At 46.4% G+C, this 20,346-nt stretch carries 16 protein-coding genes; 13 read left to right on the forward strand and 3 right to left on the reverse strand.

What is annotated here, in order from left to right; genetic code table 11:
* Nucleotides 1-7: 7 nt before the first annotated feature.
* From DQM55_RS00575 to thrC, 8 genes are all read left to right on the forward strand, one after another.
* Nucleotides 8-1,021 carry a V-type ATPase subunit gene (locus tag DQM55_RS00575; protein ID WP_111675141.1) on the forward strand — a complete coding sequence of 338 codons (1,014 nt, stop codon included), beginning with the start codon at nucleotides 8-10 and terminating at the stop codon, nucleotides 1,019-1,021.
* On the forward strand, nucleotides 1,008-1,328 hold the full coding sequence (locus tag DQM55_RS00580) for a V-type ATP synthase subunit F (RefSeq protein WP_002894448.1): 321 nt from the start codon (nucleotides 1,008-1,010) through the stop codon (nucleotides 1,326-1,328). The genes DQM55_RS00575 and DQM55_RS00580 overlap by 14 nt, the downstream gene beginning before the upstream one ends.
* Before the next feature lie 7 nt (nucleotides 1,329-1,335).
* Nucleotides 1,336-2,031, forward strand: coding sequence for a GNAT family N-acetyltransferase (locus DQM55_RS00585; protein ID WP_111675142.1), 696 nt, complete (start codon nucleotides 1,336-1,338; stop codon nucleotides 2,029-2,031).
* Between the two features lie 164 nt (nucleotides 2,032-2,195).
* Nucleotides 2,196-3,986: a V-type ATP synthase subunit A gene (locus DQM55_RS00590; protein WP_172454686.1), complete on the forward strand. Its 1,791-nt coding sequence runs from the start codon at nucleotides 2,196-2,198 to the stop codon at nucleotides 3,984-3,986.
* Nucleotides 3,973-5,367, forward strand: a complete 1,395-nt coding sequence (locus DQM55_RS00595; protein ID WP_002902006.1) for a V-type ATP synthase subunit B — start codon at nucleotides 3,973-3,975, stop codon at nucleotides 5,365-5,367. The genes DQM55_RS00590 and DQM55_RS00595 overlap by 14 nt, the downstream gene beginning before the upstream one ends.
* A complete protein-coding gene (locus DQM55_RS00600; RefSeq protein WP_101772105.1) occupies nucleotides 5,364-5,987 on the forward strand; it encodes a V-type ATP synthase subunit D in 624 nt (207 codons plus the stop codon). The genes DQM55_RS00595 and DQM55_RS00600 overlap by 4 nt, the downstream gene beginning before the upstream one ends.
* A gap of 444 nt (nucleotides 5,988-6,431) precedes the next feature.
* Nucleotides 6,432-7,529: a LysM peptidoglycan-binding domain-containing protein gene (locus DQM55_RS00605; protein WP_111675144.1), complete on the forward strand. Its 1,098-nt coding sequence runs from the start codon at nucleotides 6,432-6,434 to the stop codon at nucleotides 7,527-7,529.
* Nucleotides 7,530-7,641: 112 nt separating this feature from the next.
* On the forward strand, nucleotides 7,642-9,126 hold the full coding sequence (gene thrC, locus DQM55_RS00610) for a threonine synthase (protein WP_111675145.1): 1,485 nt from the start codon (nucleotides 7,642-7,644) through the stop codon (nucleotides 9,124-9,126).
* Between the two features lie 43 nt (nucleotides 9,127-9,169).
* Here thrC and pulA read toward each other — a convergent pair whose 3' ends face one another.
* Nucleotides 9,170-11,245, reverse strand: coding sequence for a type I pullulanase (gene pulA, locus DQM55_RS00615; RefSeq protein WP_048773713.1), 2,076 nt, complete (start codon nucleotides 11,243-11,245; stop codon nucleotides 9,170-9,172).
* 117 nt (nucleotides 11,246-11,362) lie between these two features.
* On the reverse strand, nucleotides 11,363-12,346 hold the full coding sequence (locus DQM55_RS00620) for a LacI family DNA-binding transcriptional regulator (protein ID WP_048773715.1): 984 nt from the start codon (nucleotides 12,344-12,346) through the stop codon (nucleotides 11,363-11,365).
* Between the two features lie 436 nt (nucleotides 12,347-12,782).
* Between DQM55_RS00620 and malQ the strand changes: the two genes are divergently transcribed.
* From malQ to nrdI, 4 genes are all read left to right on the forward strand, one after another.
* The gene (gene malQ, locus DQM55_RS00625; RefSeq protein WP_111675146.1) at nucleotides 12,783-14,294 is read left to right on the forward strand and encodes a 4-alpha-glucanotransferase; all 1,512 of its coding nucleotides are present in this window, start codon (nucleotides 12,783-12,785) and stop codon (nucleotides 14,292-14,294) included.
* 32 nt (nucleotides 14,295-14,326) lie between these two features.
* Nucleotides 14,327-16,588 (forward strand): glycogen/starch/alpha-glucan family phosphorylase, encoded by a 2,262-nt coding sequence (glgP, locus tag DQM55_RS00630; RefSeq protein WP_048773719.1) that lies wholly within the window; start codon nucleotides 14,327-14,329, stop codon nucleotides 16,586-16,588.
* A 181-nt stretch (nucleotides 16,589-16,769) separates the two neighbouring features.
* Complete coding sequence (locus DQM55_RS00635) at nucleotides 16,770-17,288, forward strand: ABC transporter permease (RefSeq protein ID WP_048773721.1); 519 nt, start codon at nucleotides 16,770-16,772, stop codon at nucleotides 17,286-17,288.
* Nucleotides 17,289-17,350: 62 nt separating this feature from the next.
* On the forward strand, nucleotides 17,351-17,839 hold the full coding sequence (gene nrdI, locus DQM55_RS00640; protein WP_111675147.1) for a class Ib ribonucleoside-diphosphate reductase assembly flavoprotein NrdI: 489 nt from the start codon (nucleotides 17,351-17,353) through the stop codon (nucleotides 17,837-17,839).
* A 31-nt stretch (nucleotides 17,840-17,870) separates the two neighbouring features.
* Here nrdI and argS read toward each other — a convergent pair whose 3' ends face one another.
* Nucleotides 17,871-19,559, reverse strand: a complete 1,689-nt coding sequence (argS, locus tag DQM55_RS00645) for an arginine--tRNA ligase (RefSeq protein ID WP_111675148.1) — start codon at nucleotides 19,557-19,559, stop codon at nucleotides 17,871-17,873.
* A 300-nt stretch (nucleotides 19,560-19,859) separates the two neighbouring features.
* Here argS and argR point away from each other — a divergent pair, with 300 nt between their 5' ends.
* Nucleotides 19,860-20,297: an arginine repressor gene (gene argR, locus DQM55_RS00650; protein ID WP_111675149.1), complete on the forward strand. Its 438-nt coding sequence runs from the start codon at nucleotides 19,860-19,862 to the stop codon at nucleotides 20,295-20,297.
* The last annotated feature ends 49 nt before the right edge of the window (nucleotides 20,298-20,346 follow it).

Below are 20,346 nucleotides of genomic sequence, written 5' to 3' on the forward strand. Positions count from 1 at the left end.
GCGGACCATGAGTGAAACAAGCTTCTCTCAAGTCAATACAGCCATTAGTGTGCAGGAGGCTTCCTTTTTGACGCCCCAGCAATATGATCAGTTGCTGCAGGCTGACGATCCTGCCAGTCGTTCGGCTCTTCTGCAGGGAACGGTCTATGCCATGGATGCTGAAGCGATCAAGGATCTCAATGCCATTGAGCAAGTACTGATGAAGCATTTGTATTCTGTTTATAATTGGGCGCTTGAGATCAGTCCAAGTAAGGAGTTAGTGGAGATTTTCACGCTCCGCTATACCTACCACAATCTCAAAGTTTTTCTCAAGGGTCGGGCGACAGGTCAGTCATTGGAGCATTTGCTGATGCCGGTGGGGACCTATTCGTTGGAGGTTTTAGAGCACCTGGTCATGGCCTTTTCGGCTGAGTATTGTCCAGATTTCATGCTGGACGAGGTGCTTGCGACCTGGCAGGAATACCAGGATTATCAGGATGTGCGCGTCTTGGAGATTGGCATGGATATGGCTTATTTCCAGCATCTCAAGCGCCTGACACAGGAGTTGGAAGATGAGAGCCTGCTGCAGCTGGTGAATCTGACTATTGATTTTTATAATGCCATCACCGTTAAGCGGGCTGTTGACTTGGGAAAACCGCGCAGCTTTATGAGGCAGCTCCTGTCTGATGAAGGGAGCCTCTCTGCTGCCAACTGGATTGCCATGGCAGAGCAGGGAGATTTCTTGACATGGTTCAGCCAGATCAATCCCTGTGGTTACGATTTGGATCTGCGCTCCTATGAGGAGAAAATGAGGAACCAGACCTTGACGACAGTAGAGCTAGAATATCTAGCGGACCTCTTGCAGGCCAAGTTGCTGGCGACTGGTCAGTTTGAGACAGATGGCCCGCTTCCTCTGGCCCGCTATCTGCTGGGCAAGGAGTTGGAAGTCAAGAATCTGCGGCTGATTTTGACCGGTATGGACAATCAGCTGCCAGTAGAGCTTATCAGAGAAAGGATGCGATCGATTTATGGACAAGACTAGCTACAAGATTGCTGTCGTGGGGAATCGTGATACCATTCTCCCTTTTAAGCTGATTGGTTTTCAGACCTTTCCGGTGAAGGAAGCTCAGGAGACGGTCAATACCCTGCGTCGGCTCGCTCGTGAAGATTTCGGCATTATCTATCTGACGGAGGATATGGCTGCGGATATTCCAGAAACCCTGGCCTACTATGATCAGCTGGAGATTCCTGCTCTTGTGCTCATTCCTACTCATAAGGGGAGCACGGGACTGGCTCTTTCGCGGATTCATGAAAATGTCGAAAAGGCTGTTGGACAGGATATATTGTGAGGTTTTTATGCGAATCAATCAACTAGGTCAACCCATTGGGAATGCTCTGCCGGATTTTCAGCCGGGGGACTTGCCTAACTTGGAGCGAATCGAAGGCCAGTATGTTATTATCGAGCGTTTGTCCAAGGACAAGCATGGGGCGGATTTGTATGAAGTGTATGGCCCAGATTCTCCTGCGGATATGTGGACCTATCTATTTCAAAATCCTGCTCAAAATCAGGAAGAATGGTCCCAGAAGCTAGAACAGATGCTGGCAGCACAGGATCGTTTTCACTATGCGATTGTGGATAAGGAGAGCGGTAAGACTTTAGGAACTTTTGCCTTGATGAGGATTGACCGAAATAACCGCGTTATCGAAGTGGGAGCTGTGACCTATTCGCCTAAGCTGAAGCGCACCAGACTGGCTACAGAAGCCCAGTACTTACTAGCACGCTATGTCTTTGAAGAGCTGGAGTATCGTCGCTATGAATGGAAATGCGACTCCCTCAATCAGCCTTCAAGGCGGGCAGCAGAGCGGCTTGGTTTCACTTATGAAGGTAGGTTTCGTCAGGCTATTGTCTATAAGGGGCGCAACCGAGATACTGACTGGCTGTCTATGATTGACAAGGATTGGCCGGTCGTCAAGAGCCGTCTAGAAAAATGGTTGAGCCCAGACAATTTCGACGAAAAGGGCCAGCAAATAAAAGCCTTATCTGATTTTTAAAATAAAAAGTAACAATCCTTGCCCTAGAGCTAGCTAAGAAGAATTTCAAACTCGCGGCAAGAATCAAAAAATACTCTTTGGAAATGAATTTCAAACTGTTACTTAGTTTGAGCTTTGATTTTCATGGAGAATTAAGAAAAATCTCCCAAGAATGGAGGAAGATTGTGAGTCAAGGAAAGATTATCAAAGTTTCTGGTCCTCTGGTGCTGGCATCAGGGATGCAGGAAGCGAATATTCAGGATATCTGCCGGGTTGGCGATTTGGGGCTGATCGGTGAAATTATTGAAATGCGGCGGGACCAAGCCTCTATTCAGGTTTATGAAGAAACTTCTGGCTTGGGTCCGGGAGAGCCGGTCATCACGACTGGAAGTCCTCTGTCCGTTGAGCTGGGACCAGGTCTGATTTCTCAGATGTTTGACGGGATTCAGCGGCCTTTGGAGCGTTTCCAGACCATCACGGCAAGCGACTTCCTCGTTCGCGGTGTCCAACTGCCAAATCTAGACCGAGAGGCTAAGTGGGATTTTGTTCCAAGTCTGTCTGTTGGAGATGCAGTTGAGGCTGGCGATATTCTGGGCACGGTGCAGGAGACCAATCTGGTGGAGCACCGCATCATGGTGCCAGTCGGCGTCAGTGGACGATTGGCTAATATCTCAGCTGACAGTTTCACTGTTGAAGAGACTGTTTATGAGATTGAGCAGGCGGACGGTTCTGTCTTTAAAGGGACTCTCATGCAAAAATGGCCGGTCCGTCGTGGGCGTCCTTTTGCTCAGAAGCTGATTCCGGTTGAGCCTTTGGTGACAGGTCAGCGGGTCATTGATACCTTCTTCCCAGTGACCAAGGGCGGAGCAGCTGCTGTACCAGGACCATTCGGGGCTGGTAAGACTGTGGTTCAGCACCAGGTGGCCAAGTTTGCCAATGTTGACATCGTTATCTATGTCGGCTGCGGTGAGCGTGGCAATGAGATGACTGACGTACTTAATGAATTTCCAGAACTAATCGACCCGGCGACAGGCCAGTCCATCATGCAGCGAACGGTGCTGATTGCCAACACCTCCAATATGCCGGTGGCAGCCCGGGAAGCGTCGATTTACACAGGGATTACTATCGCAGAATACTTCCGTGACATGGGTTATTCTGTGGCCATCATGGCGGACTCCACCTCTCGCTGGGCAGAAGCCCTGCGGGAAATGTCCGGCCGTCTGGAAGAAATGCCGGGTGACGAAGGCTATCCAGCCTATCTTGGCAGCCGGATTGCTGAGTACTATGAGCGGGCAGGCCGGGTCAAGACACTCGGTTCAACTGCGCGCGAAGGCTCTATAACCGCTATCGGAGCCGTATCACCTCCGGGCGGCGATATTTCTGAGCCGGTGACGCAAAATACCCTGCGAATTGTCAAGGTCTTCTGGGGCTTGGATGCCCAGCTGGCTCAACGCCGGCATTTCCCAGCTATCAACTGGCTGAGCTCATACTCACTCTATCTAGACGAAGTGGGAGCATATATCGACCAGCATGAGAAGATTGCTTGGGCGGAAAAGGTGACCAAGGCCATGAATATCCTGCAAAAGGAAAGCGAACTGCAGGAAATCGTGCGTTTGGTGGGCTTAGATTCCTTGTCTGAGAAGGACCGGCTGACCATGAATGCAGCCAAGATGATCCGCGAGGACTATCTGCAGCAGAATGCCTTTGATGATGTGGACACCTATACTTCTTTCAAAAAACAGGTGGCTTTATTGAGCAATATCCTGACCTTCGATGCGGAGGCCAATCGTGCCTTGGAGCTGGGAGCTTATTTCCGGGAAATCATGGAAGGAACGGTGGAGCTGCGTGACCGAATTGCCCGCAGCAAGTTTATTCATGAAGACCAGCTGGAAAAAATTCAGGCTCTCAGTCAGACTATCGAGGAAACCCTGCACCAGATTCTTGCCCAAGGAGGACTAGACAATGAGCGTCATTAAAGAATACCGCACCGTCAGTGAAGTTGTCGGCCCTCTGATGATTGTCGACCAAGTCGCTGGCGTGCATTTCAATGAATTGGTAGAAATCCAGCTGCATGACGGCAGCAAGCGTCAGGGCCAGGTTCTGGAAGTCCAAGAAGACAAGGCTATGGTCCAGCTTTTTGAGGGATCAAGCGGTATCAATCTGGAAAAAGCCAAGGTCCGCTTTACCGGTCGACCGCTAGAGCTGCCAGTGTCAGAAGACATGGTGGGACGGATTTTCAATGGAATGGGCAAGCCAATTGATGGCGGCCCAGCTATTTTGCCAGAAAAATATCTGGATATTGACGGTCAAGCCATCAATCCAGTAGCTCGCGATTATCCGGATGAGTTTATTCAGACTGGAATTTCGGCCATCGACCACCTCAATACCTTGGTTCGGGGACAAAAATTGCCAGTATTTTCTGGCTCTGGTCTGCCCCACAAGGAATTAGCTGCTCAAATCGCCCGTCAGGCAACTGTGCTCAACTCTGATGAAAACTTCGCCGTGGTCTTTGCGGCCATGGGTATTACCTTTGAAGAAGCCGAGTTCTTCATGAATGACCTCCGGGAGACGGGAGCCATTGACCGCTCGGTGCTCTTTATCAATCTGGCTAATGATCCGGCTATCGAGCGGATTGCAACGCCGCGGATTGCCCTGACAGCAGCCGAGTACCTAGCTTATGAAAAGGACATGCACGTTCTGGTCATCATGACTGACATGACCAACTACTGTGAAGCCCTGCGGGAAGTTTCCGCAGCTCGTCGTGAGGTGCCGGGCCGTCGTGGGTATCCGGGTTACCTCTATACTAACCTATCCACCCTTTATGAGCGGGCTGGACGTCTGGTCGGCAAGAAAGGCTCGGTGACGCAGATTCCGATCCTGTCCATGCCAGAGGATGACATTACCCATCCGATTCCAGACTTGACGGGTTATATTACGGAAGGTCAGATTATCCTTTCACGCGACCTTTACAACAGTGGCTATCGTCCGCCAATCAATGTCCTGCCATCTCTGTCTCGTCTCAAGGACAAGGGCTCAGGTGAGGGTAAGACTAGGGGAGACCATGCCGCAACTATGAACCAATTATTTGCTGCCTATGCGCAAGGCAAGCAGGCCAAGGAGTTGGCTGTCGTTCTGGGGGAATCCGCCCTGTCCGAAACGGACAAGCTCTATGTCCGCTTTACCGACCGCTTCGAGCAGGAATACATCAATCAAGGTTTCCAGACCAACCGAACCATCGAGGAAAGCTTGGATCTGGGCTGGGAACTCCTGTCCATCTTACCTAGAACGGAGCTTAAGCGGATCAAGGACGATATGATTGACCAATACCTGCCGCAGACCAAGGAGGAAGAAAGATGACGCGACTCAATGTCAAGCCGACTCGGATGGAGCTAAATAACTTAAAAGCCCGTCTCAAAACGGCTGTCCGTGGGCATAAATTGCTCAAGGACAAGCGGGATGAGCTGATGCGGCGCTTCATTGAGTCTGTCCGTGAGAACAATCAGCTTCGCCAAAAGGTCGAATCCGCTCTGGTTGGCCATCTGCAGGATTTTGTCATGGCCAAGGCGCTGGAGAGCGATCTCATGGTCAAGGAAATTTTCGCTGTGCCCATGCGGGAAGTCAATCTGCATGTGGAGACTGAGAATATCATGAGTGTGCGCGTGCCCAAGATGTACGCCCATATTGACAATCCGCATACTGATGACGAGGGAGACGTGGTTTATAGCTATGTGGCGTCTAACAGCCAGATGGATGAAACCATTGAAAGCATGAGCGATCTGCTTCCTGACCTGCTGCGACTGGCTGAAATTGAGAAAAGCTGCCAGCTCATGGCGGATGAAATCGAGAAAACCCGCCGTCGGGTCAACGGACTAGAGTATGCTACCATCCCTGACCTCAAAGAAACTATCTACTACATCGAGATGAAGCTAGAAGAAGCCGAACGAGCCAGCCTCGTCCGAATGATGAAGGTGAAATAAGATGTGTAGGCGTTAAAAAACGACTGAAAAACAGGAACTGGACGATGGATTCGATGAATCCGAGCCAGTTCTCTTTTTTTCGAGTTTTTAGCTGTAGCTCGATTTAGCTGAGCTAACCTAGACTGAATAGATCTATTCACAGCAAAAATAGGAAAATAGACGAAGAAGTGACAGCTTCTAGGAGATTTTATCTTTTTTGCCCAGAGCTTAGGTCGGGTTCAGTTCACCAGAGTAGAAAAAATTCAAATAAGCCCAAAAGAAAAAACAGAACCTCTCTAAATGGGGTTCTTTTGCTTGTTGCCTGTTTTTATATGTTACAAACAAATCTCCATATTACAGGGGGCAGACAGTTTTGTTAAATAGGTCGAAAAAGGCTTTTTTCTTAGAAGATTTATGGTAAGATGGTTTTCGTATCATGAATGATTAGGAAGGTGCATTTTGCATATGAAAATGAATAAGAAATTACTTTTGGCTTCAACTGTTGCTTTGTCAGCATTGCCTTTGTTGACAACGCGAGCTGAGGAGCAGCCACAAAACTGGACTGCCAGAACAGTTGAGCAAATTAAAGCGGATATTACGAGCAATGAAAACCAACAAACTTACACTGTTCAATATGGTGACACTTTGGGAAATATCGCTCAAGCGATGAACATTGATCTTGTTGATTTGGCTAAAATCAATCAAATTGCCAATGCTGACTTGATTTTCCCAGGTACTGTTTTGACTATTACAACAAATGGACACAACGAAATCACCTCTGTAGAAATCCAAAGCTACCAAGCAGGAAATAATGCAGGATTGGTAACGGAAGATTATACAGCAAGTGAGATTTTTGGTACTGAACAAGCCGCTCCAGCGGCACCTGCTCAAGCAGCAGAAACTCCAGCTCCGGCTGTTGAGGAAGCTGTTGCAGCTCCAGCAGACCAAGCACCAGCGCCTGCTGAAGAAGCTCCTGCACCAGTAGCAGAAGTTGCAAGTGAAGCAGCCCCAGCTGCGGAAGCAAATGCAGCCGCTCCTGTAGAAGCAGCGCCACTGCCAGCAGTAACTGCAAGTCCAGAAGCACCAGCAGAGGCAGCTCCAGAAGCGACTGAATTAGGACAAAATCAAGTCAGTCAAGCAACTGCCGCTGTTGAGCCAACAACTTACAATGCTCCAGCTGTAACAGATGCTGCAAGCGTGACGACTAACAATCCTGCTAATGAAGGTCTTCAGCCACAAACTGCAGCTCTGAAAGAAGAGATAGCAGCTAAATATGGCATTACAGAATTTAGTCTCTATCGTCCAGGCGATAGCGGAGATCATGGTAAGGGCTTGGCAGCTGACTTTATCGTTGGTGACAATACTGAATTAGGAAACCAGGTCGCAGCAGATGTTACTTCTAACATGACTGAAAGAGGAATCTCTTATGTTATCTGGCAGCAGCAGTTCTATGCACCATTTGAAAGCATTTATGGACCAGCTAATACTTGGAACCAAATGCCAGATCGTGGTAGTGTAACTGAAAATCACTACGACCACGTTCACGTATCTATGAATGAATAAGATGGATACAAGCCCAGAAATGGGCTTTTTCTGATATTCTCTGTGAAAAGGCGAGAATTTTCTGATAAATTTTGGTATAATAAAGCGAACTACAGATAAAGGATGAGAGAGAATGACCTTAGTTTATCAATCAACACGCGACGAAAAGAATAGAGTAACAGCCAGCCAGGCGATTCTACAAGGCTTGGCAACAGATGGCGGGCTCTTTACGCCCATTACCTATCCGCAGGTCGATTTGGACTTTGCCAAGCTCAAAGACGCTTCTTATCAGGAAGTAGCCAAGCTGGTTTTGTCTGCTTTTTTGGACGATTTTTCTGAAGAAGAGCTGGACTACTGTATCAACCATGCCTATGACAGCAAGTTTGATGATGCGGCTATCGCTCCCTTGGTTAAGCTGGATGGTCAGTACAATCTAGAGCTTTTCCACGGAGCGACCATTGCCTTCAAGGACATGGCTTTGTCTATCCTGCCTCAGTTGATGACAACTGCAGCTAAAAAGCACGGCTTGGAAAACAAAATTGTCATTTTGACGGCGACTTCTGGCGACACAGGCAAGGCGGCTATGGCAGGCTTTGCGGATGTTCCTGGGACTGAGATTATCGTCTTTTATCCGAAAGATGGTGTCAGCAAGGTCCAAGAGCTGCAAATGACGACCCAGACAGGTGCCAATACGCATGTGGTTGCCATTGATGGCAACTTTGACGATGCCCAGACCAATGTCAAGCACATGTTCAATGACACAGACCTACGAGCTCGTCTCTTGGAGCATAAGCTGCAGTTGTCATCTGCTAATTCCATGAATATCGGCCGTTTGGTGCCGCAGATTGTTTACTATGTCTATGCCTATGCTCAGCTGGTGAAGACAGGAGAAATCACAGCAGGAGACAAGGTCAACTTTACCGTTCCGACAGGGAACTTTGGCAATATCTTGGCGGCCTACTATGCCAAGCAAATCGGTCTGCCGGTTGGCAAGCTGATTTGCGCATCAAATGAAAACAATGTCCTGACTGACTTCTTCAAGACTAAGGTTTATGACAAGAAGCGAAGCTTCAAGGTGACGTCTAGTCCGTCCATGGATATTCTGGTTTCCTCTAACTTGGAGCGCTTGATTTTCCATCTGTCTGGTAACAGCGCTGAGAAAACAGCGGCCTTGATGGCGGCCCTGAATGAGCATGGACAGTATGAACTAACGGACTTTGACGCTGAGATTTTGGAACTATTTGCGGCTGATTATGCGACAGAAGAAGAAACAGTAACTGAAATCAAGCGGGTCTATCAAGCATCTGACTACATCGAAGACCCTCATACAGCCGTTGCGTCCGCTGTCTATCAAAAATACTTGGCAGAGACAGGTGATCAGCGCAAGACTGTTATCGCGTCTACCGCTAGCCCTTATAAATTCCCAGTCGTGGCTGTTGAGGCTGTGACTGGTCAGTCAGGACTTAGTGACTTCGAGGCTTTGGAGCAACTGCACGAACTTTCTGGCGTAGCCCTGCCACCAGCTGTGGACGGCTTAGAAACAGCCCCAGTGCGCCACAAAACGACGGTCGCTGCAGACCAAATGCAGGCAGCAGTCGAGGATTACTTGGGATTATAAAAAACAAAAACATCAGCTTATTCATTGGCTGATGTTTTATAATCTATTTCAAAACAATCAACTGCTTGCCAGCTAGGTTGTAACTGTCAGCTAGCGGTGCAATTGGTTTTTGGACATCAATGGCTGGATATTGAAGGTGCAGCTTTTGCTTGTTTTTGTTTTCGTAGACAGCCTCTTGGCTGCTGAAGTTGATGACGATGGTCATGCTCGCTTTGCTGTCTTGAATTTTGTACTCCAATAGACTGTCTGTCAGCCAGTTGACCTGACAGGCTTGCTTGATAGCGGCGCTGGTCTTTAGATGCAGCAGCGGATGTGCCCTGCGAAAGGAAATCAGCTTTTTAAGAAAAGCAATATCCTCTGTGTAATGCAGGGAGCGCAGCCAGTCTAGTTTATTGATCTCGTCGGGCATATTGTAGGTGTTGTCAATCAGATTTTTAGTCCGGAAAAATTCCTGACCGCTGTGGATAAAGGGAACACCTTGAGCCAGCAGGACGAGTTGGAGAGCCAGCCGCGAATTGGCCAGCCGATCCCGCAAGGTGATAGCAGGGTTGACGATATCAAAGTAATCAAAAACCGTTGCATTGTCATGGCACTCCACATAATTAATAGCCTGCTGGGGCGCTATGAAGTGAGCCTCGCCTTTTAGTCCGACATTGGCTGTCAGGACGTTTTCAAGCTGACTGGCAGGAGTCTTGCTCTCGATTTGCCGGCCTTGAGCGATGGTCTGCTTGAGACTGTCGCGGAAATGATCGCTGAAAAATCCATAATCTGGCAGCTGGGAAGCATTGTACTGATGGGCCAATTGCTCACTTGCCAGCCCAGTATCCATCTGCCAGCCTTCGCCGTAGAGGTAGATGTTAGGATAGAGCGTCTTGAGTTCGTCAGCTATCTGCTGCATGGTTTGGATATCTAAAATCCCCATCAGATCAAAGCGGAAACCGTCAAAGCCATAGATGCTGACCCATTGCTTGACCGACTGCTTGATATAGCGGCGAACCATGGCTTTCTCACTGGCTACATCATTGCCACAGAAGGTCCCGTTGGTCCGGTAGCCCATATCATTGAGCCGGAAAAAATAGCCGGGCACGATTTTTTCAAAAGCATAGCTATTGGCATCATAGACATGATTGTAGACCACGTCCATGATGACGCTGATATCAGCATTGTGGAAGGCAGTAATGGCCGCCTGTAGCTCTAAGATGCGGGCATAAGGGTCTCGTGGGTCACTGGCAAAACTGCCGTCTGGGACATTATATTGGACAGGGTCGTAGCCCCAGTTGTAGACGAGCTCAGGATGCTTTTCATCAACGCTGCCAAAATCGTAGACAGGCATAAGTTGCACGTGGCTGATGCCTAGCTCTTTCAGATAGTCCAGACCGAACTTCTGACCGTGGACGACTGGAGATTCGCTCAGCGAGGCAAACTTCCCAGGATAGGAGAAGCTAGCTTCTTTCTGCATAGAGAAATCGCGGACGCTCATTTCATAAATGACGGCTTCTGTCGGATCCAACTGTGTTTTTGCTCGTTTGATAGGCTTTTTAATCTTTTCTAAATCAATGACATAGCTGTTGCCCGAATTGACATCTGAGGATAGGGCGTAGGAATCGTGGACTTCAATCCATTTGCCATTAATCTTATGGAGATAAGAATAGGAGGCTCCCTCTAAATCTCCCTCAATCCGGGTATGCCAGACTCCCTTATCCAGACGTTTGAGATGGTGAACCTGGTCTTTGAGATGCAGGAGGACTTTTTCGGAAATCGGCGCCCAGAGTTTGAAATCGGTGGCTTGGGGACTGTATTGAGCTCCCAAATCGTCGCCTGCATAGTCAAAAATTTCATCGAAAATAGGCTTTTTCACGATATGGCGGTACTGCAGGTCAGTATGGTTGCGATCCTGGTCATAGACCTTGTAGGACTGCGTCAGGTCAATGGGCTCATTAGCCGACACGGTGTAGATAATCCGCTCTTCCTGATTGTTGATATTTTTGATGGTCAAAGGGCTGGAGCTGTGCTTGTCTTCCAGTGTAAAGTGGATGGAGTAGGCTTCAAAGCTCTTTTCCAGTTCGATGGTGATGATATTTTCGTCATCTAAATAGGCTTGAAAAATACGAAAGGCCATGTTTTTCCTCTTTCTTTGTCAGTTTCTATTCGTGTAATTGTTTTGAGTTTAGGCTCTTCCCTAGGTTAGGACAAGGCCGATATGTGAATCGTTGATGAATGAGCAAAAGCACTCGGATTAGCGAGTGCTGATGCTATGCGGAATCAGCTGGCGATAGCAGATCTGCTTGTCTTCTTTATTGTCCTTGATGATCTGGAAGAGGGTCCGGAAAGACTCTTTCCCAAGCTCGAGGGCATTGATATCGATATAGGCATCCACATCAATGCGCGGTTTGATAGAATCAAAGGTGATAATGGGAATCTGGTAGTCCTGATCTTTGAGATAGTGCAGGGCTCCTTCTGCTACCAAGGTATCAGAGGTTACGATAGCTTCAATCTCATCCAGCGGCAGCTCCTCCATAATCTTGTAACTGTTGTCTTCCAGAAGGAAACCGAAGGCAAATTTGATAATGCGTTCATCCAAAGGCCGTTCTGCTTCATTCAGGGCTTGCTTGTAGCCTGTGTAACGATCTTGAGAAACAACCAGCTCCTTATTCCCAGCCAGAAAGGCAATTTTCTGATAGCCCTTGTCAAGGAAATATCTGGTTGCGTCATAGCCAGCCTTGATATTGTCGTTGTCCACTAGAGAGATGAAAGGTGAGACAGCTTTCCCTAGGATAAGGAAAGGGAAGTTGTTCCTGACTGCAAAGTCGACCAAAGGATCGTCCTGCTTGGAGTAAAGGAAAATCAGTCCGTCAACTCGCTTGCCCAAAATCATCTGCTTCATATTTTCCAAGCGATGTTCTTCGTCTTGCCCCGTGCTGATCTGGATGGCATAGTCATAGTCAGAAGCAATCTGAGAAATCCCCCGTAATACAGTTGGGAAAAAAGGGTTTTGATAGAAGACATCTGAGTCGTCCGGCAGGACCAAGCCGATGACCTGGCTGGACTGGCTGACCAGACTTCTGGCATTGAGGTTGGGATGATAGTCCAGCTCTTTCATAGCGGCACGGACCCGTTTTTTAGTTTCTTCACTGATGGTTGATTTGTTTTGTACGACGCGGGTCACGGTAGAGGGCGACACGCCTGCTAGTTTTGCGACTTCTTTGATAGTAACTCGCATAAAAACCTCCTAAAGGCCTGCATTTGCTGGAAATCCTTTCTATAACATCAACTATTTTAAATCTAGTAGTAGAAGCACTTGCTTTCTAAGAGTCATGCAAACCTGTGCCAAAAATAGCCATCGTAGCCAGTGATTTTGCTTAACTATTGTGGTCAAAAAAGCAAGTATGAAGCAGTTTCTCCGCAAACGCAAACGTTTTCTGTTTGTAAGAACATTTTAACACAAAAAGAGAACGCTTGCAAGAAGAGAAAAACGGTAAACAATTGGGGCAGTAGGAGAGTCCTAAAAGAGCATTATATCCATTAACCAATAAATTGAAAAAAATCTCAAAAACCCCTTGCACTAAAAAAAAAAATAGGTTATAATCAAGTCGACGCAAACGTTTGCATTAAGTAAAAATGAAAAGGCGTAGAGGAAAAAATAACGAGGTGACAAAATGAAAAAACGTCAAAGCGGCGTGCTCATGCACATTTCATCCCTTCCGGGCAAGTACGGTATCGGATCTTTTGGCCAAAGTGCTTATGATTTTGTAGACTTCTTGGTTCGCACCAAGCAGCGCTATTGGCAGATTTTGCCACTGGGAACGACCAGTTATGGTGATTCTCCTTATCAGTCTTTCTCTGCTTTTGCGGGGAATACCTACTTTATCGATTTTGATATTCTGATAGAAGAAGGTTTGCTGAACGAGGCGGATGTCAAGGGAGCTGAATTTGGAGATGATCCTAGAAAAGTGGATTATGCAAAGATTTTCGATGCTCGCCGTCCAATCATGGAAAAAGCAGTAGCTCGCTTCTTGAAAGCAGACGATCTGTCTGACTATGAGAGCTTTGTGGAGCAAAATGCAGCTTGGCTGGAAGTTTTCGCTGAGTACATGGCTATCAAAGAGCATTTTGATAATCTAGCTTGGACTGAGTGGCCGGATGAAGCGATCCGTCGCCGTGAGGCTGCTAGTCTCGCTTCTTATCGTGAGAAGCTGGCTGACAAGCTGACCTACCATCGTGTGACCCAGTATCTCTTCTTTAAGCAGTGGTTAAGATTAAAAGCCTATGCTAATGAACATCACATCGAGATTGTCGGTGATATGCCAATCTATGTGGCAGCTGATAGTGCTGATGTGTGGGCACAGCCGCACTTCTTTAAGACAGATGCTGTTGGTAAGCCGACTTGTGTGGCAGGCTGTCCGCCAGATGAATTTTCAGAAACTGGCCAGCTTTGGGGCAATCCTATCTATGACTGGGAAGCTATGGATAAGGATGGTTATGCTTGGTGGATTGAACGCCTGCGCGAAAGCTTCAAGATTTACGACATTGTCCGTATCGACCACTTCCGCGGCTTTGAATCTTACTGGGAAGTACCTGCTGGCTCAGAAACATCTGCTTCTGGTAAGTGGGTCAAAGGTCCAGACTACAAGCTTTTTGCAGCGGTTAAGGAAGCCTTGGGTGATTTGAATATCATCGCAGAAGACCTAGGCTTTATGACGGATGAAGTGATCGAGTTGCGCGAGCGCACTGGTTTCCCAGGAATGAAAATCTTACAATTTGCCTTCAATCCTGATGATGAAAGCATCGACAGCCCGCATCTAGCGCCAAACAACTCAGTCATGTATACAGGAACCCATGATAACAATACTGTTCTGGGCTGGTACAAGGATGAGATTGACGACGCTACTCGCCAGTACATGGCTCAGTACACCAACCGTAAGGAGTACGAAACAGTACCTCATGCAATGCTGCGCACAATCTTTGCTTCAGTCAGCTTTATGGCCATTGCAACCATGCAAGACCTGCTGGAATTAGACAGTGCAGCACGGATGAACTATCCATCCACAATTGGTGGGAACTGGACTTGGCGGATGACAGCTGAAGAGCTGAATCCAATCGTCGAAGGTGAGCTTTATAGCTTGACTAAGACTTACCGTCGTATGAATACCGATTTAATTAACAAATAAAGAACAGCTAATTAGACTTGAAGGGAGTAATCATGTCAAACTTACAAACTTATATCAAAAATACTTATTCAAAAAATCTTGCTGATTGCAGCAACGAAGAACTCTACCTGGCTCTTTTGAACTACACTAAATTAGCCAGCGCTCAAAAGCCAGTTAATACTGGTAAGAAAAAACTTTACTACATTTCAGCTGAATTCCTGATTGGTAAACTTTTGTCTAACAACTTGATCAACCTTGGACTTTACGATGATGTGAAGCAAGAGTTGGCAGATGCTGGTAAAGACTTGATTGAAGTAGAAGAAGTTGAGTTGGAGCCGTCTCTGGGTAACGGAGGCTTGGGCCGTCTGGCTGCCTGCTTCTTGGACTCTATTGCGACACTTGGTCTCAATGGTGATGGTGTAGGACTGAACTACCACTTCGGTCTCTTCCAACAGGTTTTGAAAAACAACGAACAGACCACAATTCCTAACTTCTGGCTGACAGAGCAAAACTGGTTGGTTCGCTCTAGTCGCAGCTACCAAGTGCCATTTGCTCACTTCACCCTGACATCTACTCTTTATGATATTGATGTGCCAGGTTACAAGACAGAAACTAAGAACCGTCTTCGTCTCTTTGATTTGGACTCAGTGGATGCGGATATCATCACAGACGGTATTGACTTTGATAAGACAGATATCGCTCGCAACTTGACCCTCTTCCTCTATCCAGATGATAGTGACAAGCAAGGGGAATTGCTCCGTATCTTCCAACAGTATTTCATGGTTTCAAATGGTGCTCAGCTGATTATTGACGAAGCGATTGAAAAAGGCAGCAACCTGCATGATTTGGCAGACTACGCTGTCATCCAAATCAATGATACCCACCCATCTCTGGTTATCCCAGAAATGATTCGTCTCTTGACAGAGCGTGGTTTGGATTTGGATGAAGCAATTGCCATCGTACAGAAGATGACTGCTTATACGAATCACACGATTTTGGCAGAAGCTCTTGAAAAATGGCCTTTGGAATTCTTGAAAGAAGTAGTACCGCATCTGGTACCAATCATCAAAGAGCTTGACAAGCGCGTGAAAGCTAAATACGCAGATCCAGCAGTGCAAATCATTGATGAGGACGATCGTGTGCACATGGCTCACATGGATATCCACTACGGATACAGTGTCAATGGGGTTGCTGCTCTGCATACAGAAATCCTGAAAAACTCTGAGCTTAAAGCCTTCTACGATATCTACCCTGAAAAATTCAATAACAAGACCAACGGTATTACTTTCCGCCGCTGGCTCATGCATGCCAACCCACGTCTATCTCATTACCTAGATGAGTTGCTGGGCCGCGACTGGCACCATGATGCAACTAAGCTCGAAGGCTTGTTGGAATTCACTGGTGCTGCAAATGTTAAAGAAAAATTGGAAGGTATCAAGGCTCACAACAAGCGTAAATTGGCTCGTCACTTGAAGGAAGCCCAAGGTGTGGAAATCAATCCAGAATCTATCTTTGATATCCAAATCAAGCGTCTGCATGAGTACAAGCGCCAACAAATGAACGCTCTGTACGTTATCCACAAGTATCTGGATATCAAGGCTGGCAACATCCCTGCTCGTCCAATCACTGTCTTCTTCGGTGGTAAGGCTGCTCCTGCTTACACGATTGCACAGGACATCATCCACCTCATCCTTTGCTTGTCAGAAGTGATTGCTAATGACCCTAAAGTGGCTCCACATCTGCAAGTAGTTATGGTAGAAAACTACAACGTTACAGCGTCTAGCTTCTTGATTGCAGCTGGTGACATTTCTGAGCAGATTTCCCTGGCTTCTAAGGAAGCATCTGGTACTGGTAACATGAAGTTCATGCTTAACGGTGCTTTGACTCTTGGTACAATGGACGGAGCAAACGTTGAGATTGCAGAGTTGGTTGGCGAAGACAACATCTACATCTTCGGTGAAGATTCTGAGACTGTTATTGACCTCTACGCAAAATCTGCTTACAAATCTAGTGAGTACTATGCACGTGAAGCTATCAAGCCATTGGTTGACTTTATCGTCAGCGATGAAGTATTGGCAGTTGGTAAAGCTGAACGCTTGGAACGTCTTTACAATGAACTGATCAGCAAGGACTGGTTCATGACCCTGCTGGATCTAGAAGACTATATCCAAGTCAAAGAGCGCATGCTGGCTGACTATGAAGACCGCGATGCTTGGATGGACAAAGTTATCGTCAATATCGCCAAAGCTGGTTTCTTCTCATCTGACCGTACTATCGCTCAATACGAAGAAGAAGTATGGCACTTGAATAGCTAATATTCTTTAAATCAAAACAAAAGCCGAGACAGCAGTGTTTCGGCTTTGATTTTTTAGTCGAAGAAATGAATAAGGATTTAGCTATTGTGTGGGCTTCTGGCAAGGTGAAAACCTCTCGGTCTTGTCAGCTTTTTCTTTTCGGTGTATAATAAGTGAAAATATTTCTTTACAGGAGGCGTTCATGAAAAAGAAACCAATTTATCTTTATGTTTTGCTGGGCTTGTCAGCAATCGGAACTTTACTGGGAGTATGGAGTCGTTTTTTCTCCAAGTTTTCTGAGGTAGATTATACAAAAATAAATTTCTCAAAAGAATTGAGCGATCAGACAAATCAGTTTAATAGACTTTATTTTGAATTTCTTCGTAATGGAATGAATATGCTGATTTTTTTCGTTATGACGGCTCTGTTAATAGCATCTATCGTCTTTTTGGTTAGAAAAAATCTGCAGATGGCTAATATTAGCTATATCGTTTATATACTAGTCAGTTTGTTATCTCAAGTTTACGTCTATATTTCATCGAAAGGGATTGTTGGCAAGGTATTTACAAGCCCTGAGAACATTGCAACGCATTCAAACAGTCTTCTTTTAGGAACAGTGCTGGGCTTTATTATCAGTTTAATTTATCTTTCCATCGTCGTCTTTAAGCTAATCCAGCAGCAAAAAGAGGCTGAAAAAGCAGAACTAGCTGCAAACGAATAAGATTTGACAAATAACAGATAAGTGCTTACAATTTTAAGAAGCAATATCTGTTATTTTTTAGAATGGAGAGTAAAATGACAAAGGTTTCCTTGGTTTACATCAGCCTGAGCGGCAATACAGAGAGTTTCGTCCGTCGGCTGACAGACTATTTGCTGGAGCAGCATCCAAGCCTAGAAGTAGAGAAGATTCATATCAAAGACCTGGTAAAGGAAGGAATTCCCTTTTTTGAAATGGACAATCCTTTTATCGCTTTTCTGCCGACTTATCTGGAGGGTGGCAATGGTGTGGACAATGGCGATGTAGAAATTCTGACAACCGATGTAGGGGATTTTATCGCCTTTGGTCAGAATGCCAGCAAGTGTCTGGGGGTCATTGGCAGCGGCAATCGTAACTTTAACAACCAATACTGTCTGACAGCCAAGCAATACTCAGAGCGGTTCGGATTTCCGGTTTTGGCTGATTTTGAAATGCGCGGCATGTTGGGAGACATTAAGAAGGTTGCGGGGATTATTGAGGAGCTCTATCATATTGAAAAAAACGAAAACCAGTGAGGTTTTCGTTTTTTGATGTTCTAAATTAAGCTTACATCTTTTCTGGCGCTTCTACTCCTAGCAGACGTAGAGCTTCTTTGAGGACAACAGCTGTTGAGTAGCTGAGAGCCAGACGGCTGTCGCGTTCAGGGCTTTCATCCAGAATCCGCGTGTGCGCATAATATTTGTTAAAGGCTTGAGCCAAGCTAATAGCGTATTTGGCAATCAGTGATGGCTCATAGTTATCAGCAGCACGCTTGACAACGCGACCGAAGTCTTGAAGCAGCTTGATAATTTCCCAGCTTTCTGGATCGTTCAGGCTGTATGTAGCCTCTGCATCAGGCTGGAAGTTCGCCTTGCGCAGGATAGACTGGATACGAGCATAGGCATACTGGATGTAAGGGCCTGTTTCTCCCTCGAAGGAAACCATAGCTTCCAGATCAAAGTCGTAACCATTGCGGCGGTCAGTTTTGAGGTCGTAGAACTTAACTGCTCCTACCCCAACTGCACGAGCAACAGCTTCCTTGTCTTCCAAATCTGGGTTTTTAGCTTCAATCTGGCTCTTAGCCCGGCTGATAGCTTCTAACAGAGTTGGTTCGAGAAGGATGATATTTCCTTTACGTGTAGACAGCTTTTGACGGTTTTTAGTCACCAGACCAAAGTCAACGTGAATCATGTCATCGCTCCAGTCAAAGCCCATCTTTTTCAGAACGGCCTTGAGCTGTCTGAAGTGGTTGGCCTGCTCTTGACCTACAACATAGACATTTTTGACAAAGTTGTAAGTGCGAGCCCGGTAGATGGCTGTTGCGATATCCCGTGTAATGTAGAGGGTAGCGCCGTCTGATTTTTTAATCATAGCAGGCGGAAGGTTAAAGTCTTCCAAGTCTACAATGCTAGCTCCTTTGGATTCCTGCAGGAGACCCTTGTCTTCAAGGATTTGAATCCCTTCGTCCATCTTGTCATTGTAGAAGGCTTCACCGTTTAGGCTGTCAAATTCGACACCTAGGAGTTCGTAGATACGGTTGAATTCTGTCAGACTTTCATCGCGGAACCATTGCCAGAGCTCAGTCGCTTCTGGGTCACCGTCTTCCAGCTTCTTGAACCAAAGGCGGCCTTCTTCATCCAGAGATGGGTCGTTTTCGATCTCAGCATTGATACGCACATAGAGTTTGAGGAGCTCATCGATAGGGTTGGCTTCAACAGCTTCCTGGCTTCCCCACTTCTTATAAGCTACCATCAGGAGGCCGAACTGTTTGCCCCAGTCTCCCAAGTGGTTGACTTTAATGGTATTGTAGCCTATTTTACGGAAGATATTGGAAAGAGCGTCACCGATAACAGTAGAGCGCAAGTGGCCGACTGAGAAAGGCTTGGCAATGTTTGGACTGGACAGGTCAATGGTGATATTCTGATTATTTCCTTCGTTCTGCTGGCCGTAGTCAGCTCCGTCTTTGATGACTTCTTTGATAACTTGGCCAGAAATTTCAGCCTTGCTGAGGAAAAAGTTGACATAAGGACCAGTCGCAACGACTTTATCAAAATGCGCCGTGTCAATCTTTTCAGCGATGTCAGCAGCGATGATTTGAGGAGCTTTGCGCTCAGTCTTTGCCAGAGAAAAGGCTGGGAAGGCGATATCACCAAGTTCAGAGCTCTTTGGCTGCTCCAATAAATTTAAAATAGCGTCTTGATCAAGGCTGTCAATAACCTTGGCCAATTCGCCGGCAATCAACTGTTTGTTATCCATATTTGCTCCTTTGTGTCTTTTGTTATTATTTTATCACATTTTTCAAGGAATCTTCAATTTTTTTGGGAATAATTTTTGGGCTAATAGGAATTTTTCTGATATAATAAGAGGGATAAGAACCTGTATTTATAGATGAGTTTTCCATCTAAATGCTTCCTTCCCTGACACTCTTGGTTAAAGTTTTTTGTTTATTCTCAGTATTCCTGCAAATCTTTGCCTAGATTGATGGAGAAGCAGCCTTTGATCGGATGAGGTGCCCTTCATGAATGCAGCTTCTAATTATTCAATAATGAGGTAAAAATGAGAAAGAATGACCGTCATCAGTTAGTCAAAACGATGATTAAGGAAGAAAAGCTAGGAACGCAAAAGGAGATTCAGGATCGTCTGGAAGCGCAAGGGATTTATGTAACACAGACTACCCTGTCGCGTGACCTCCGTGAAATCGGCCTGACTAAAGTTAAGAAGAAGGGGCTGACTTATTATGTTTTGGCGCATGAGACTGAAGAGATTGATTTTATAGAGTTTTTAGCCAAGCATGTGGAGAGTGTAGCCAGGGCCGAGTTTAGTCTGGTTCTTCGTACTGTGCTGGGCGAGGCAACAGTGCTGGCCAATGTCGTGGATAGCTCGCTGGATAGCCGTATTTTGGGAACCGTTGCAGGTGCCAATACTCTTTTAGTAGTTTGCCGGGATCAAGCAGCTGCTCAGGAGATTGAGGAGCAAATACAGGAAGTAATGTAAGAATCACAGTTTTTTCAGGAAAAATGGAGAGGTTTGAGACGGAAGTCCT

This window comes from Streptococcus sanguinis, from assembly GCF_900475275.1.
GTDB lineage: Bacteria > Bacillota > Bacilli > Lactobacillales > Streptococcaceae > Streptococcus > Streptococcus sanguinis_N.